Annotated in this window: 18 protein-coding genes and 2 pseudogenes; 11 read left to right on the forward strand and 9 right to left on the reverse strand. The window is 69.1% G+C overall.

All coding sequences use genetic code 11. From position 1 onward, the window contains the following. Positions 1-260 precede the first annotated feature (260 nt). Positions 261-1,394 (forward strand): SAVED domain-containing protein, encoded by a 1,134-nt coding sequence (locus ACH4TV_RS32835; RefSeq protein ID WP_398404514.1) that lies wholly within the window; start codon positions 261-263, stop codon positions 1,392-1,394. Here the strand turns inward: ACH4TV_RS32835 and ACH4TV_RS32840 are convergent. Next, positions 1,322-3,136 (reverse strand): ThiF family adenylyltransferase, encoded by a 1,815-nt coding sequence (locus ACH4TV_RS32840; protein ID WP_398404516.1) that lies wholly within the window; start codon positions 3,134-3,136, stop codon positions 1,322-1,324. The two genes, ACH4TV_RS32835 and ACH4TV_RS32840, sit on opposite strands and share 73 nt — an antisense overlap. Continuing rightward, a complete protein-coding gene (locus ACH4TV_RS32845) occupies positions 3,133-4,140 on the reverse strand; it encodes a cyclic GMP-AMP synthase DncV-like nucleotidyltransferase (RefSeq protein WP_398404518.1) in 1,008 nt (335 codons plus the stop codon). Before ACH4TV_RS32845 ends, ACH4TV_RS32840 begins: the two co-directional genes overlap by 4 nt. A gap of 777 nt (positions 4,141-4,917) precedes the next feature. On the opposite strand from ACH4TV_RS32845, the gene ACH4TV_RS32850 reads away from it, so the two are divergent. Further along, the gene (locus ACH4TV_RS32850) at positions 4,918-6,516 is read left to right on the forward strand and encodes an IS1634 family transposase (protein ID WP_398404520.1); all 1,599 of its coding nucleotides are present in this window, start codon (positions 4,918-4,920) and stop codon (positions 6,514-6,516) included. A gap of 24 nt (positions 6,517-6,540) precedes the next feature. Here ACH4TV_RS32850 and ACH4TV_RS32855 read toward each other — a convergent pair whose 3' ends face one another. After that, positions 6,541-7,059, reverse strand: a complete 519-nt coding sequence (locus ACH4TV_RS32855; protein WP_334447346.1) for an ImmA/IrrE family metallo-endopeptidase — start codon at positions 7,057-7,059, stop codon at positions 6,541-6,543. Then, positions 7,046-7,363 (reverse strand): helix-turn-helix transcriptional regulator, encoded by a 318-nt coding sequence (locus ACH4TV_RS32860; RefSeq protein WP_334447345.1) that lies wholly within the window; start codon positions 7,361-7,363, stop codon positions 7,046-7,048. The genes ACH4TV_RS32855 and ACH4TV_RS32860 overlap by 14 nt, the downstream gene beginning before the upstream one ends. 450 nt (positions 7,364-7,813) lie before the next feature. Here ACH4TV_RS32860 and ACH4TV_RS32865 point away from each other — a divergent pair, with 450 nt between their 5' ends. Then, positions 7,814-8,020: a hypothetical protein gene (locus ACH4TV_RS32865; protein ID WP_398404523.1), complete on the forward strand. Its 207-nt coding sequence runs from the start codon at positions 7,814-7,816 to the stop codon at positions 8,018-8,020. Between the two features lie 485 nt (positions 8,021-8,505). Here the strand turns inward: ACH4TV_RS32865 and ACH4TV_RS32870 are convergent. The 3 genes and pseudogenes from ACH4TV_RS32870 to ACH4TV_RS32880 all read right to left on the reverse strand — a co-directional run. Next, positions 8,506-8,589: pseudogene (locus ACH4TV_RS32870) on the reverse strand (cation transporter); the annotation flags it as partial. Further along, on the reverse strand, positions 8,589-8,915 hold the full coding sequence (locus ACH4TV_RS32875; protein WP_398404525.1) for an ArsR/SmtB family transcription factor: 327 nt from the start codon (positions 8,913-8,915) through the stop codon (positions 8,589-8,591). The gene ACH4TV_RS32875 and the pseudogene ACH4TV_RS32870, both read right to left, overlap by 1 nt. A 303-nt stretch (positions 8,916-9,218) precedes the next feature. Further along, positions 9,219-9,380 (reverse strand): hypothetical protein, encoded by a 162-nt coding sequence (locus ACH4TV_RS32880; protein WP_398404527.1) that lies wholly within the window; start codon positions 9,378-9,380, stop codon positions 9,219-9,221. Between the two features lie 88 nt (positions 9,381-9,468). On the opposite strand from ACH4TV_RS32880, the pseudogene ACH4TV_RS32885 reads away from it, so the two are divergent. The 7 genes and pseudogenes from ACH4TV_RS32885 to ACH4TV_RS32915 all read left to right on the forward strand — a co-directional run. Beyond that, positions 9,469-9,819: pseudogene (locus ACH4TV_RS32885) on the forward strand (lipid II:glycine glycyltransferase FemX); the annotation flags it as partial. Between the two features lie 98 nt (positions 9,820-9,917). Next, on the forward strand, positions 9,918-10,274 hold the full coding sequence (locus tag ACH4TV_RS32890; RefSeq protein WP_398404529.1) for a zinc ribbon domain-containing protein YjdM: 357 nt from the start codon (positions 9,918-9,920) through the stop codon (positions 10,272-10,274). 163 nt (positions 10,275-10,437) lie between these two features. Further along, positions 10,438-10,779 carry an ArsR/SmtB family transcription factor gene (locus ACH4TV_RS32895; protein ID WP_398404531.1) on the forward strand — a complete coding sequence of 114 codons (342 nt, stop codon included), beginning with the start codon at positions 10,438-10,440 and terminating at the stop codon, positions 10,777-10,779. Further along, positions 10,776-12,512 carry a SulP family inorganic anion transporter gene (locus ACH4TV_RS32900; protein ID WP_398404533.1) on the forward strand — a complete coding sequence of 579 codons (1,737 nt, stop codon included), beginning with the start codon at positions 10,776-10,778 and terminating at the stop codon, positions 12,510-12,512. Before ACH4TV_RS32895 ends, ACH4TV_RS32900 begins: the two co-directional genes overlap by 4 nt. After that, complete coding sequence (locus ACH4TV_RS32905; protein WP_398404535.1) at positions 12,509-12,919, forward strand: pyridoxamine 5'-phosphate oxidase family protein; 411 nt, start codon at positions 12,509-12,511, stop codon at positions 12,917-12,919. Before ACH4TV_RS32900 ends, ACH4TV_RS32905 begins: the two co-directional genes overlap by 4 nt. After that, complete coding sequence (locus ACH4TV_RS32910; protein ID WP_398404537.1) at positions 12,919-13,356, forward strand: ATP-binding protein; 438 nt, start codon at positions 12,919-12,921, stop codon at positions 13,354-13,356. Before ACH4TV_RS32905 ends, ACH4TV_RS32910 begins: the two co-directional genes overlap by 1 nt. Positions 13,357-13,391: 35 nt before the next feature. Further along, a complete protein-coding gene (locus ACH4TV_RS32915) occupies positions 13,392-13,763 on the forward strand; it encodes an STAS domain-containing protein (RefSeq protein ID WP_398404539.1) in 372 nt (123 codons plus the stop codon). A gap of 61 nt (positions 13,764-13,824) precedes the next feature. On the opposite strand, the gene ACH4TV_RS32920 is transcribed toward ACH4TV_RS32915, so the two are convergent. Both ACH4TV_RS32920 and ACH4TV_RS32925 read right to left on the reverse strand, forming a co-directional pair. Then, positions 13,825-14,655: a 2-phosphosulfolactate phosphatase gene (locus ACH4TV_RS32920; protein WP_398404541.1), complete on the reverse strand. Its 831-nt coding sequence runs from the start codon at positions 14,653-14,655 to the stop codon at positions 13,825-13,827. Positions 14,656-14,694: 39 nt separating this feature from the next. After that, positions 14,695-14,880 carry a hypothetical protein gene (locus ACH4TV_RS32925; protein WP_398404543.1) on the reverse strand — a complete coding sequence of 62 codons (186 nt, stop codon included), beginning with the start codon at positions 14,878-14,880 and terminating at the stop codon, positions 14,695-14,697. 254 nt (positions 14,881-15,134) lie between these two features. Here ACH4TV_RS32925 and ACH4TV_RS32930 point away from each other — a divergent pair, with 254 nt between their 5' ends. Beyond that, on the forward strand, positions 15,135-15,485 hold the full coding sequence (locus tag ACH4TV_RS32930) for an ArsR/SmtB family transcription factor (protein ID WP_398404614.1): 351 nt from the start codon (positions 15,135-15,137) through the stop codon (positions 15,483-15,485). Positions 15,486-15,491: the final 6 nt, after the last annotated feature.

The following is a 15,491-nucleotide window of genomic DNA, read 5'->3' on the forward strand; positions in this document are numbered from 1 at the left end:
CCTTGTGGGGGTGACCGCTGTATGCATCTTGGCGATGCCGAGCCCACGGGGATCTGGTTTGTCAAGTTTCGTCGTCGCGGGGGCCTTTGCGGCATAGCGTCGGAGAACAGAGGTGACCGGTTCGAAGGGTAGGTGCAGTGGAAGGTCCGTGTAGGGCACGCCAGGCGAGCGGGAAACTGCTTGAGCACGTGCGCCGGGAGGTGTGGGTGCGCAGCGGGGGCAGGTGCGCACTGTGCAACACCTACCTGTTGGAGGGGTCGATGTCGGGGCGCACGCTGAACCTGGGCGAGCTGGCTCACATCGTCGGCCGCAGCAGCAGTGTCCGCTCTCCGCGGGGAAAGTACCCCCTCGATCCCACGCGGCGGGGGGATGCCGACAACCTGATGCTGCTTTGCGCCGATCAGCACTCGGAGGTCGATGCGGCGGGCGGTCTGGACCTGTTCACGGTGGAGCGACTGCGGCAGGTCAAGCAGGAACACGAGGACCGGATCCGGCATCTGACGAGTCTGGGGCCGGACCGCGCCACCACGGTGGTGCGGATGGTTGGGCCCGTCCACGGCAACCCTGTGGAACTGTCCCGGCAGACGGCTGCGGCCGCGGTCATCGCAAGGGGCCGGTATCCGCTGTTCCTGGAGTCGTACACGCGTCATGGCCTGGAGATCGACCTGCGGGGTGCGCTCGGAGAATCTCCGACCCGCCCGTTCACAGCGTCAGAGGCCGCAGAGGCCAGTCGGGCACACTACCGCGTGGCTGTACGACAGATCGATGATGTGATCGAGCGACAACTGCGTCCCGGCGTGATGCGCGATGCGGTGCGGCACGTGAGTGTGTTCGGCTTCGCGCGGCTGCCGCTGCTGGTGCACCTGGGTTCCAAACTGGAGGACACGGTGCCCACTGACATCTACCAGCGACATCGGGAGGACGAGTCGTGGGCGTGGCGCGACGCGGAGGGCCCGTTCGCGGAGTTCGCCATCCGGATCGGTCACGATGTCCCGACCACGACCGAGGCTGTGGTGGTCATGAACGTTTCGGGGGTGATCGGGGCGCAGGAGGTGCCAGTGCCTCTGGCGGGACTGCGGCGTTGGGAAATCCGTGCGGTCGGGGCGCCGACCGGCCCGGACATCGTGCGTGACCAAAGCTGCTTGGAACGTTTCGCAAGCGCGCTGCGGACATTTTTCGCGGGGCTGGAGCCGGAAGCGAAAGTGCTGAAGCGGCTGCATGTGCTGCCCGCGGTACCAATGTCCGCGGCAATCGCGCTCGGCCGCGCCTATCACCCGCAGGTCCACCCTCAACTCGTGGTGTACGAGCGGCTGGCCGGGTATTACGTGCCGACGTTCGAGCTGGGCGGAGACGGTGGTGCAGGGGCGGGCGGATCGTCGGGGTGGGGGGCGTAGGGGACGAAGTGGTGGGCCGGCCGAGTACCTGTGTGGGGCTGGGCGCACAGGTGGGTTCCGGAGACGGGGCGGAGCAACTGGCTGCCGAGGAGGGTAACGAGGTTGGCGGTGACGCCGACGAGGTCGGCAGCGGATCCGTGGAAGGTGGGCACGGAGCAGCCGAGGGTGGGTCTGATCTCGTCGCCCGGCTGCGGTTCGGTCCAGAGCGGATGGTAGGGCTCCAAAGCGGGTTCGGCCAGGACGCGTTGACCGATGTGGTGGTCGATGCGCGAAGGACCTTGACTGGTACCGGGTGCTGAGACGGTGAGGATGCCGTGACTGGCGCTCGTCGTGTCCGTGGTCATCTGGGCAAGCAGGGCTCTGCGGTCGGGGTCGCACGCAAGCATGTCGAGGAAACCTCCGACGGCGACGCTGACGGTAGCGTCGATGATGACGCCGGCCTGTTGGGCTGCGTCCACCAGTTCGAAGGAGGGGGGTGACGGGCAGATGTCGACGATGAGATCGTCGCGCAGGCTGTGCAGTCGCTTGGCCAGCGCGATGGCCTTGTTCGTGCCGATGTCCGTCTCGGTGTAGTTCTGTCGTACGAGCAGTCCGCCGGTGATGGGGGTGCCGGGGTCGCTCAGGGTGATGCGGGCGGCTCCGGCGCGCGCGATCAACTCGGCAGCCCAGGAGCCGATGCCGCCGCAGCCCCAGACGTGGACGTGGGTATTACGGAAGGCACTGACGGGTCGTCGGGCGTCGCGGCGAGTCGTGACGGCCTCCCTTTCGTCGGAGAGGTAGCACCACTCGATGGCGCTGTTGCGGACGTCGGCGGGCAGTGCGGCCATGTCCTGGGCGGTGCGGGGTGTGCGGCGCAGGATGTCGGTAGCTGCGACAGGAAGGCGGCCGGCCAGGAGGAAGTCAGTCCCTGACGAAGTTCGGGGGTGGGGGACGACGAGGACGAAGTATTGGTTGGTTCCTTCCGGGTTGCGGCGGGCAGCGTGGGTCAGGGCGGTCAGGAAAGCCGGCGAGGTGAGTCCGGCCTGCTGCTGAGCGGTGGGTTCTCGCAGTGACGCACGGTCGTCGATGCGGTCGAACAGGTCGGCGAGCGTGTGGCCGGCCGCGAACGGCAGGTGGTGGTTGAGGCGCAGTACTGGGAGCCGCATGCTGTGTTCGTTGACCAGGTGGCTGGCCAGGTCGAGTCGACTGTCGGAACGCGGGGTGAGCCAGCCGGTGTGCCAGGTGCGGCGCCAGGCTGCTTCCCTGGCGACGATGGTGGGGGTGCCGTCGGTCCGGTGGAGGACTCCCCCGACGGCGTGGTACAAGGCGGTGGTGGCGTCGAACCGGTTGGCGGCGGCGTCGGTGAGCCACTCCCACAGCCGGTTCAGAACCGCGGGAATGCCTCCTTCCGGGTTCCACTCACGGGTGACGTCGAGGTAGATGCACAAGCGACTCCCTTCCAGCACATGCGGGGTGCCGGCGAAACGGGCGTGCGGGGTGATGACCTGCGGTGGCAGCGGGTATGCGGGCGGGAGCCGGAGGCCGAACTCCTCGGTCTCGCCGAGTGCGAGACCGCCCTGGACATGGGGGATGTCGGCGGTGTGCAGACGGATCCGGACGAGGATCATGCCGTCGGGAAGGGGCTCCGGGCCGCCCAGCACCTCGAGGTCTGCGGGGTGCTGGGCGGCGAGGGCTTTGAGCCCGGACAGCATGTCCTGCTGCCACGGGCTCGCCGCGGGCCGGAGAGGCCGGCGCTTGGTCATCCGGCACGCCCGGTGCGTGGGGGGATGAACAGCGGCGGCACCGGGAACTTGGGGCCGACGGTCGGCGCAGTGGATGACGTGGCTGGCCCAGGGGGCTCAGGGAAACGGCTGCCGAAGAGCTCCCGCCACCGGCGCACGCTGGTGGCGGAATCCGTTTCGTCGTAGGCGGCGCGGATCTGACCCGCATGGGTGTGGATGCGGGCACGGAAGTAGGCGTAGGTGGCCTGGTCCCAGCGGTGGTCGAAGGTGAGACCCGACTGGGACGGGTCGGGAATGGAGGGCTTGTGGGGACGGGCCTGCAGCCACTCGTCGAGGTCTTCGACGATGGTGAGCAGCGCGGTGGGCACGTTGGCGTAGCAGCCCGGCTCCAGCAGAGCAGTGGTCTTGGTGACGCGCTCGCCAAGGAGAGTGGTGAGGATGATGGAGCGGGTGCCGGTGAAGGAGTTCTTGTGGTCCCGCAGGTACTTCATCAGGCGGATGACCTTGCGGAGGTTGCCGTCGGCGATGTCGTCCTTCTCCTTCATCCAGGCCGTGAACCCGGCGGGGTTGGTCGCCTCGAAGCGGTTCTCGTCGCGGTTGACGATGACTTCGCGGCCGTCGGCGAGGATCAGGTAGGGGACGATGTCGACGTGCATGGAGTTGGCGTAGGTCAGTTGCACGCAGCGGCACTTGCGGGTGTGCGGCATGTCCTTGTAGATGCTGTGCCGGTGGAGCGCGGCATAGATTTTGTCGATGTAGGTCGCGGGGTCGTCCGCCCACTCCAGCACCTCCTGGAGGTGGAGCATGAAGTCGGCGTCGAACTCCTTGTCGCCGACCGGGTTGATGATGGTGCGCTGCGCCCACGACCCCTGCGGCTTCTTGCCGAGGACGAGCGGTCTGAGTTCGGGGTCGTCCTTGAGGGCCTTGTAGATGGCCTCCACCCGGGCGGCGAGGAGATCGAGCTTGGCCTGGCTGAGGTTGACGACGTCCCGCAGGAACGTGTTGAAGCAGTTGACGTGTTGCATGAGAGTTCTCTTCCTATGCTGGCGTGGTGAGTTGCCCTCTTCACGCGGCTGCAGAACGGTGCCCCGGGCGCCGGGATTCTCAGCGCCCCTGGGGCATGGTTCTGGGAAGTAGGATCACGTGCTTGCTGACGGATGCGCTGCGGTAGACACACTTGGACGGTGTGTCACGGGGCTGTCCGAGCTGAGCAGAGGTGGCGAAGTGCCGTACGTCCAGAGGTCGCGGATCGGCACCGCGGACAGTAAGTACGACCGACTCGCTGGCGCTTGCCCCAGCGACTGATCAGGTCGACCGGCCGCTGTGCGCGGCTGAATGAGGCACCGGCGCGGCAGGCCGGAATGTGCAGTGGTGCCGTCAGGTCAATGCTGCGGTCCGTCGTCACGGCCGGCATACATCGCGCGGTACGGCCCAGTCAGGTGTACGCCTGTCGACATTGACCGAACAGGGTGCACATCGTCCCCAGGAGCGCGTCTGCGCTCTGGCGTGACTATCACACCACACGGAGCAACAGCACCGCAAGGCATTCATTGATGGTCAGTTTCCCTGACATCGTTTCACGAAGTGCGTGGTCGGGGCGAGTCGGACGATCGACGACTAGACGGCGATGGGTCGAGCGGCTGAAATCTAGTCCCGTACTCCGCAGGTCGTTGAATCGGATGGAGTAGTGGGCTCGGCGGTGTCCGGGGCGGGGTTGTGGGCGTTACTTGGGTGTGTCGATGACTTCCCGGTCCCCGCGGCCTCGGTCCCAGCGTCAGCGCCTTGAGTGTGTGGTGACGTCTGTGGTGGAGAAGCGTCTGGGCGCTCTGCCTGTCGCTGCCGAGTTTCTGCGCCGCCTGGACTTGGCCGGGATCGTCGATGAGCTGTGCCCCGGTGGTGCGAGCGCGCACCTGACGCATGGCCAGGTTGTCGAGGCGCTGGTGGCGAACCGGCTGACCTCGCCGGCGCCGTTGATGCGGGTCGCCGACTGGGGCCGGACCTGGGCGGTGGAGGAAGTGCTGGGCATCGAGGCCGGCCAGCTCAACGACGACCGCCTGGCGAGAGCCCTGGACGCGATCGCTCCGAAGCTGGAGCAGATCGCGGGCACGGTCGGGGCGCGGGCGATCACCGAGTTCGGCATCGATGTCTCCCGGTTGCACTGGGACATGACCTCGATGTCCGTCCACGGCGCCTACCCCGTCGGGGACCAGGACGAGCAGTACCCGGTCATCAAGCACGGGCACCCAAAGGACCGCAGGGTGGACCTGAAGCAGGTCCAGGCCGGGCTGGCGGTGTCCGGCGACGGCGGGATCCCGGTCCATGCCCGGGTCTTCGGCGGCGGCGCGGCCGAGGTCTCCCAGGTCGTGGGGGCCATGAAGGACCTGCGGAAGCTGGCCGGCGAGCAGGAGTTCCTGCTGGTCGCGGACTCCAAGCTGGTCTCCTACCCGAACGTGGCCGCGCTGCTGCAGACCCAGGTGCCGTTCATCGCCCCGCTCCCCGCTGCCCAGGTCAAGGACGGGTTCTATGCCGCCCTGGACCTGGAGAGGGCCACAGTCGTGGACTGGATCCCGGACCGCGACGCGGGCAAGGACCCCGGCCAGCGCGAGGTCTACCGGGTGCTGGAGGACGTCCACACCCTGAACGGCCCCCGCAAGCGGGACCCGGTGCTGTCCGTGCGCCGGATCCTGGTCCACTCCACCGGCAACGCCGCAGGCCAGCAGGCCGCTCGCGCCAAACGTCTCGCCCGCGCCACCGAGGACCTGGAGAAAGTCCGGCGCGGGGCCGGCGGCAGGTACTACAACACCCCGGAGAAGATCACCGCCCGCATCGGAGTGATCACCAAGACCCGCAGAGTCGCCTCCTGCCTGCGCACCGAGATCGGCCAGGACGACACCGGGAAACCCACCCTGGCCTGGCACTTCGACCAGAAGGTCCTGGACGACGAGGCGGCGGCCGACGGCTGGTACGCGCTGCTGACCGCGCTGACACCCGAGCAGGCCGGCCCGGGCCAGGTCCTGATCCAGTACAAGGGCCAGGGCTCGGTCGAACGCCGCTACGCGGACTTCAAGGGCCCCCTGGCCGTCACACCGCTGTTCGTGCAGCACAACCACCGCGTCGCGGCCCTGATCCAGGTCATCTGCCTGGCCCTGCTGGTCTTCTGCCTGATCGAACGCCAGGTCAGACAAGCCCTGGGCCCCGAACAGACGATGGCCGGCCTCTACCCGGACAACCGCCGGGTGCGACCCACCGGCCGGATGATCCTTTGCCACCTGAGCGAACTCACCCTGCGGATCGGCAACGTCACCGACCCGCCCACCGTCCAGATCACCCGAGGAGTCCAACTCCACCTCCTCGACCTCCTCGGCATCGAAGTCACCCAAACCCGCTGGCCAATCACCTGAATCGGTGACCTGCGAAGTACGGGTCTAGTGTGCCGGGCCGGAGATGATGCCCAGGTTCATGAGGCGGTAGGTCATCGCGATCTCGCTCAGTTCGAAGGTGCCTGCCAGCTGGGTCACCAGATCATCAACCGTACGGAAGGTGGTCCGGTGCACCACATCGCGGACAAGCCTCTCCGGCGCGAGCAAGGCGGCGGCAAAGCGGTTGGCCTCGATCTCCTCGCGATCGGTCGCCATGCTCGACACCGAGTTGCGGTAGCTCACCCGAGTGTCCGTGTCCAGGATCAGCGGCCGGCCGCGGTGCATGCGCAAGTGCCCGAGCTCGTGAGCAACCGTGAAGCGGCGCCTCAGCAGGGAATGGGTGCGGTTCACCCCGATCACGCATCGGCCGTCCCGTCGCAGCAGCATGCCGGAGACGTCGTCATCCAGGTCTTGCGGCACCACCTGAACATCAAGACGGCGCGCCAGGGCGAAGGGGTCGATCGGCGCGGTGACGACCTGGAACTCCTGCAACAGGGCCCGTGCGGCAGCATCAGCCCTGGCCATGGTCATCCTTCAGCTTGTCCGCCTCCGACCAGACCGACGCAACATCGGCCGCGTGGCGTGCCGGAAGCCCCGCGGCCTCCTCCGGCCGGAGCAGCGGGAGCAGGTCGGCGGGCGCCACGTCCAATACGGCCGCGATGCGGGCCAAGCGGTACAGCGGAGGCGCCTGCGTCCCGCTCTCGATGTTGGTGATCGACCCGCGCGACAGCCCGGCCCGCCGGCCGAGCAGTTCCTGCGTCAGCCCCGCCCGGATCCTGACCTCCCGGATCAGCCGCCCCACGGCGGCGTTGAACGCCTTCTCCTCCATACTGCCCCCAAGCAATGCCAGCCCCACTGACAACCTACTTCCCTGACTCCGGCACTACCAGGCCCAAAACGAACGTGCGATCGATCATGCGGCGCGACGTCCCGGGCACATGCCGCGGCGGCCCACATACGCCGACGCACTCCTCCGACGCGCAGGAGCCGACCACAGCTCACAGGTACTGTCGTCATACCAACTCGTGGGCTGGAAGCGGGGAACAAGCGCTGTGATGGAGCCGGATGCCACGCCACCTCCTCCTACACCGCCGGGGGAGTCCTCAGGCCGTCGCCGCCTCGCCGTCGGCGGCGATCTCGGCATCGGCATCACGGGCGACAACAACACTGTCCATCAATACCTAGTCATCAGCGGTAGCCACCGGACCGATACGGAGAACGGCGGCCCCGACCAGCCCCCTCTGCGATCAGAGCCGCGGCCCCTGTCCTGGCGGGGCGGGTGGAATGGGTCGGCCAGGCCAAGTCCGTACACCCGGGCCGCCGTCTCGTCCCCACCTACACGGAGCAAGCGCTGCAGAAAGTCAGCTACCCGAGCCTCGTGGCGTACAGCGAGGCGAGGAACACCGGCGAGACGCTGTTCCTGATCACGGGAGCAGCAGACCTATGCGAGGTCGGCGCCGCGATTCTGGCCGTGCTCGATCGGTAAGGGAAGAACCTCGGCTCCGACGAGTCACCCGCGTCGTCAGAACCGGGGTTCCCGCACACGAGTTCACCCAGCGATTCGAGCGTTCTCCTCCTGAATTTCATGACAGAGACTCCTCCCCATCACTGCCGCGCCAGGTCGCCCGCGCGCACGCATCACCCCCTCATTCTGAACCGCCCACGCTGCGACCGACAGCGAGCCTCGGGCGCCCCGGCACGCTCATGAGCGCCCACGCGCGTGACGTTCACTGCTGCAAGGTCGATACTTCCAGCAGACGCGATCGCGCCGACCCATGTCCGACCACCCCCACTATCTGACACACCGTCACCAAAGTCAGCATTAAGTCAGCATCAGTACCGCCAGAGCCCGCCCAGGACCGCTATCAACCGCCAAGATCAATAATTGACCAAACCTACGTTGACCAGCAAAAACGCAGGTCAGCGGCTCGTCTGATAACGTCTACAGGAGGTACCAATGAGGATGTTGGTGATGGTCGCGGCGACCAGCAGTCGTATCCGTTTGGCCAGCGCATCACGCCGGGCCGGGGACGGCCCGAGGGATGTCGCGGCCATCAGCAGCAGCCCTCCGTCTCCGCGTCCGGGCAGGTCCGGTCCGCCTCGACCGCGACGACAGCGTTGCGCAGGTCGTCCAGCGCGTGCCCGAGGCGTTCATCGGCCAGCTCGTAGCGGGTGCGGCGACCGACAGGCACGGCGACGACCAGTCCACAGTCCCGCAGGCACGCCAGGTGGTTCGACAGCCTCGTACGGGAGATGCCGAGCGCGTCGGCGAGGTCGGAAGGGTGGGCTGGGGCCTCGCGCAGGGCGAGCAGCAGCCGGCAGCGAATGGGGTCGGCGAGCGCGCGGCCGAAGCGGGCCAGCACCTGCTGGTCCTCGCGCACTCCGAGAAGCAGGACGCCACCCCAACGTGGAAGAAGACCTTCGGCCATCATCCGCTCGTCGGAAGCGTTCCCGGAATTGAGGAGCCGCGTTCCCGGACGGTTCTGCGAAAGGCCTCTGACCTGCGGCTTCGTAATTTTCCGCAAGGCCCACGAAGGCGGGGCCTTGCGTGAAACGTGGCTGAATACTCTGAGTGACTATTCGCCCCGGTCTCGGCAAGGGGGGACCGCCACTCAGGTGGCGGTCCTTGACAGGGTATCGGATCGGGGTGGGGTGTTGGGCCGGGGCTGATGCCTCAGCTGGGTTCATGATCGGCGGGGGTTGCCGTCGGCGCTGAGGTCGGTGGTCTCGGTGCCTGCGTCGGTGTAGGTGGGGCCTTCTTGGTAGCGGGCGGCGCTGGTGGCGTTCTGGGCGAGGAGGAAGCCGAGGACGACGAGGCTCTGGGCTTCGGCGCCGAAGGCGATCATGCGGCGGTTCCAGAGGGAGCGGTCGAACTGGGAGAAGCCGGCCTCGGTGTCTTCGCGGCCGCCGTAGAGGGTCTGTTGGACGGCGGTGTTGCGTCTCTACCTCGCCCGTCACGAGGGCGAGGTGCTCGCGGCGGCGACGATGCTGATGGTCGGCGAGCATGTCTGGTACTCCTATGGCGCCTCCACCAGCCGCAGGCATGAGGTCCAGCCGAACAACGCGATTCAGTGGCGGATGATGGCCGACGCCCACGGACTCGGAGCACGCGTCTACGACCTGCGTGGCATCACCGACACCCTGGAGGAGAGCAACCACCTGCTGGGGCTGCTGCGGTTCAAGGTCGGCACCGGCGGCGAGGCCGTCGAGTACCTCGGCGAGTGGGACTACCCGCTCAACAAGGCCCTCCACATGGCCCTGGACCTCTACATGTTCCGGCGCTGAGCCGGCAGCGAGCCGTCCCGCGGTTCCCTGCCGACGGCGGTCGACCGTGGTCGTTCTTGTTCGTCGAGGCGGACGCTGGCGCCGGATATTCTGGCGGGGTGATCGAGAATCCTCCTCCCTGTCCGAAGTGCTCGTGTGAGTACACGTACGAGATGAACGCCCTGGTGGTGTGCCCGGAGTGCGCCCACGAATGGGACCCGGCCGAGAGCGACACCGGCTCCGGCTCCGCCGGGGAGCGGGTCGTCAAGGACGCCGTCGGCAATGTGCTCCAGGACGGCGACAGCGTGGTCGTGGTCAAGGCGCTCAAGGTCAAGGGCAGCCCCTCGGGGATCAAGGCCGGCACCAAGGTGCGAGGCATCCGGCTGGTCGACGGGGTCGACGGCCACGACATCGACTGCAAGATCGACGGGTTCGGGGCGATGCAGCTCAAGTCGAGCGTGGTCAAGAAGGGCTGATCCGCCCGCCCCGCCCGCCGGGGCGGCCGGGCAGGGGCCTGATGCTGAATTGCAAAATTTCGCAATTGGTTAGATGCTGTCCTGGCTGTACTCGCAGGTGTCGCGGGTACAGCCTTCGCTTGCCCCGGGTGGGGGGCGCTGTCGGGGAAATGAGGGGCTCATCGTGTCCGTTCCGCTGTACCAGGCCAAGGCCGAGTTCTTCCGGATGCTGGGGCATCCGGTGCGGATCCGGGTGCTGGAGCTGCTGCAGGACGGGCCGCTGCCGGTACGGGAGCTGCTGGCCGCGATCGAGGTGGAGCCCTCCAGTCTGTCGCAGCAGCTGGCGGTGCTGCGCCGGTCGGGCATCCTCACCGCGACGCGGGAGGGTTCGACCGTGGTCTACGAGCTGGCCGGCGGGGATGTCGCGGACCTGATGAAGGCCGCGCGCCGGATCCTGACCGAGATGCTGGCCGGACAGGGCGAGCTGCTGGCCGAGTTGCGGGAAGGCGAGGTCACCGCACGATGACGCCCGCCTTCACCCGGCTGTGGGGCCGGTGCGCTGCGCTGCTGCCCGGCCGCCGTGATCTCGTAGAGATGCGCCGCGACCCGCGCCGGGATCTCCTCGCCGGGCTGACCGTGGCGATCGTGGCGCTGCCGCTCGCGCTCGGCTTCGGTGTCTCCTCCGGGTTGGGCGCCGAGGCGGGCCTGGCGACCGCGGTGATCGCCGGTGCGTTCGCCGCCGTGTTCGGCGGGTCGAATTTGCAGGTGTCCGGGCCGACGGGTGCGATGACGGTGGTGCTGGTGCCGATCGTCGCGGAGCACGGGCCGTCCGGGGTGCTCATGGTGGGGCTGATGGCGGGCGTGATGCTCGTCGTACTCGCCCTGCTCAGGGCCGGGAAGTACATGCAGTACGTGCCCGCGCCCGTCGTGGAGGGCTTCACCCTCGGCATCGCCTGTGTGATCGGCCTGCAGCAGATCCCGAACGCGCTGGGGGTGCCCAAGCCGGAGGGCGACCGGGTCCTCGTGGTGACCTGGCACGCCCTGCAGGACTTCGCGACGAACCCGAACTGGACCGCGATCGCCTTCGCCCTGGCGGTCGCTACCGTGATGCTGGCCGGCGCCCACTGGCGGCCCACCATCCCCTTCTCCATCCTCGCGGTGATCGCGGCCACCGTCGTGGCCCAGGTCGCCGGTCTGGACGCGGCGACGCCCATCGGTGACCTGCCGTCCGGTCTGCCCGCGCCGTCCCTCGCCTTCCTCGACCCGGGTGCGCTCGGCTCGCTGCTCGCCCCGGCGGTCGCGGTGGCGGCGCTGGCCGCATTGGAGTCGCTGCTGTCGGCCTCGGTCGCCGACGGCATGACGGTCGGCCAGAAGCACGACCCGGACCGGGAGCTGTTCGGCCAGGGCCTGGCCAACATCGCCGCCCCGCTGTTCGGGGGCGTGCCCGCGACCGGCGCGATCGCGCGGACCGCGGTCAACGTCCGTACCGGCGCGTCCTCCCGGCTCGCCTCCCTCGTCCACGCCGCGATCCTCGCCGTCATCGTCTTCGCCGCCGCGCCGCTGGTCTCCAGGATTCCGCTCGCCGCGCTGGCCGGCGTGCTGCTGGCCACCGCGATCCGTATGGTCGAGGTCGGCTCGCTGCGGGCCATGGCCAGGGCCACCCGCTCCGACGCGCTGATCCTCGTCCTGACCGCCGTCGCCACTCTCGCGCTCGACCTCGTCTACGCCGTGATCATCGGCCTGGCCGTCGCGGGCCTCCTCGCCCTGCGCGCGGTGGCCAAACAGGCCCGCCTCGAAGAGATCCCCCTCGACAGGGGCGACCACAGCGCCGAGGAGCACGCCCTGCTGGCCGAGCACATCGTCGCCTACCGCATCGACGGCCCGCTGTTCTTCGCCGCCGCGCACCGCTTCCTGCTGGAGCTGGCCGAGGTCGCCGACGTCCGCGTGGTCATCCTGCGCATGTCCCGGGTGAGCACCATCGACGCCACCGGCGCCCTGGTCCTCAAGGACGCGGTCACCAAACTCGACCGGCGCGGCATCGTCGTCATGACCTCCGGGGTACGCCCCGGTCAGCGCCAGGTCCTGGACTCTGTCGGTGCGCTGGAGCTGCTGTGCCGGGAGGGGCGTGAGCACGCCACCACGCCTGAAGCGATCCACAGCGCCCGCATCTACCTGGAGTGCGCCGGTGTCATGCCTCCGCCGCTGCCCGTCCAGGCGTCCCGGTCCATCAGCGAGGAAACAGAGGAAACCGTCGCATGAGCACTGAGCCCGCATCGCTGCGCATGGTCGAGGTCTCCGGCGCGGAAGCCCTGTGGCTGCTGCAGGGCAGCACGCTGGGACGGCTGGTCTACGTGCAGCGGGAGATGACCGTCATCCGGCCCGCCCGGCACACCTGGGAGTACGGCCGCCTGGTGGTGCGCACTCCGGTGCAGGCGGCAGCCATCCCGCTGACGGCGACCTACCAGGTCGACGAGGTACGTGTGGCGACCAGCACCGGCTGGACGGTGACGGTGGCCGGGCCCGCCGACGTGATCACCGATCCGAACGAGGACGCCCACTACCGCCGTACGCTCACCGGCTGGACGTACGGCCCCCACGACACGATCATCCGGATCCATCCCCAGACCGTCTCCGGATTCCGGCTGGCCCGGGGGACGGAGAGTTGATGTCCACGCGCCTCGAAGCCCTGCCCCACCGGCATGTGCTCACCCTGCCCACCCAGCCCTCCGCCGTCCGGCTGTCCCGGCAGACCGCCGAGCGGGCGCTGACCGAGTGGGGGATCAGCCTGCGCCACCCCGCCATCGACCCGGCCCTGCTGATACTCGGCGAACTGGTCACCAACAGCGTCCGCCACGCCGCCCTGCTCTCGCCGGAGATGACGGTGATCTACGCGGCGGGCACGGACTGCCTGGCCTTCGCCGTGCACGACCGCCACCCCTACCAGCCGCTGCTGTACACGTCGGTCACCGGTGCCGACGTCAGCACCGGAACGGGCGGCCTGGCCACCGTCATGGAACTCACCCTCGGCCTGGGCGGCAGCGCCGTCGTCCGCGGCGACGCCGACGGACAGGGCAAAAGCATCTGGATCACCCTCCCCCTCTGACCCAACAGGCTGACCGCGCAAGGAAGTTGACGAGCATGACCATCGAGTGGCGCTACACCGTCGAGCAGGACCTCGGCATCCTGTCCGTCTCCGGATACCTCGGCCCCGACGCCGTCCGCCGCTTCGAGGGCGCCGTCGGCTGGGCGGTGGGACGCGGGAGCGGTCCGGTCGTCGTCGACCTGACCGGACTGCGCGGCTGGTCGGCCGAGGGACAGCTGGCGATCATCGAGGCCGCGCGCCGTCTCGCCGAAGCGGGCCGCAGCCTGGAGCTGGCCGCGATTCCCGCCGACGGCTCCCTCGTCCCCGACGGCGACTGCCCGCCCATCCCTGTGCACGCCGGCCTGGCCGGGGCACTCGCGGCACACAGTGCACGGCACAGCGAGCCGTCGAACGGCCGCCACGAGTAACGGACGACGGGGTGGCCGAGCGGAGACGACGCGGCCGAGTGCCCCGCTGGGTTCACCGGGATCAGCCGGGGGCGAAGGCGCCGTCGCTGTCCCGTACGGGGACGACGGTGCAGATGTCCTCCTCCACGGCGATGGCCACGTCCTCGACGAAGCCCGCCGCGGCCCGCTCGCGGCCGGAGGCGCTGGCGGCGACCGCGTGCGGGAGGTCGGCGGTGCCCTCGTAGGCCGCTTTCGCGGCGGACGCCTCGGCGGACAGTGACCCCGCTCCCTGGGCATACAGGTCGGAGATGAGGGCGCCGGCGCCCAGCAGGTCCTCCAGCGAGGGACGCAGGCTGCCGTCCGGCCGACGCTCACCGGCGGCGATCACAGCCACCGGGCGCTCGGGCGTGCCGTAGCCATGGGATGTGAGCCAGCTGCCGACCGCGGTGATGTTGCGCAGGCGGGCGACCACCCGCACGCCGGGTGGTGCGGCGGCGGCGATGGCCGCACCGTTCGGGGACGGCAGGACCAGGCGGGCGACGTACGGGGCGCGGCGCAGGTGGGCCGGGGAGAGGGACCAGGGGCTGTCGGGCGTGACGGCGCGGCGGGCGACGGCCAGCCGCGCGCCGGACTGGCGGGCGTAGATTGCGGCGGCCTTCTGTGCCGCGGCCCTCCCCCAGCCTTCGGCCGGGGGGACCCTCATCTCGCTGCGCTCGGGCGTGGTGGCGGGGCCGTCCGGGAGCCGGAACGGGAGGATGCGGATGCCCTGCTGGACGGCGACGCTCACCGCCGTGGTGAAGGACAGCACGTCGACGATGACCAGGCAGGCGGCCCGGGCGGCGAGGCGGCCGGCTCCGGCGGGCTCCCATTCGAAGCGGACCCCGCTGCCGGACTGGACGGCCCAGTCACCCATGCCCCACCCCTCTTCGCGGATCCGTGTGGCGGGTGCGGGTCAGTTCTGCTCGCGGTCCGGCGCGGGCGTGGTGGTCCGGCCGCCGAAGGACAGCCTCATCATGTGGGTGTGCTCGCACCGGGGGCAGTGGCCGTCCGGGCCGACGGCGTTGGGCCGGCACTTGAGGCGGCAGGCGGGGCACTTGTACCAGGCGACGCCGGCGCCGCGCAGCGGAATGATTCTCACGCAAGCCTCCCTCACATCACGTATAGACTTGCTAATCTTAGCAATTGTCGAGGTCGTCACTACAGCCTTCGGGCGGTTCCCTTCTTGTGCACGGATTCGGCAGGGCCGTGGCCGCGCGCGAGGATGGGCCGCATGTGTGTGACGAGCGAAGCCAGGTGGGGGTCTCCCCGCCCGACGGGTGGGCGAGGGTGGATGGGATGCGCCGAGGACCGGCCGGGACGGCCGTACTGCTGGGCCGGGGAGGGGATGCCGCGATGACGACGCCGCTGTACCAACTGAAGGCCGAGTTCTTCAAGACGATCGGCCATCCGGCGCGCATCCGAGTCCTGGAGCTGCTGAGCGAACGCGAGCACGCGGTCGCCGAGATGCTGCCCGAGGTGGGCATCGAGCCCGCGCATCTGTCGCAGCAGCTCGCGGTGCTGCGCCGGGCGAACCTGGTGACAACCCGCAAGGAGGGCTCGACCGTCTACTACTCGCTCACCAGCCCGTACGTAGCCGAGCTGCTCAGGGTCGCCCGCACCATCCTGTCCGGGGTACTGGCCGGGCAGGCCGAACTCCTCGCCGATCTGCAGGCCGCCCAGATACAGGCGAAACCGCCGTCGTGACGACGC

Origin of the sequence: Streptomyces sp. NPDC020898 (assembly GCF_044333925.1) — a bacterium.
Lineage (GTDB): Bacteria > Actinomycetota > Actinomycetes > Streptomycetales > Streptomycetaceae > Streptomyces.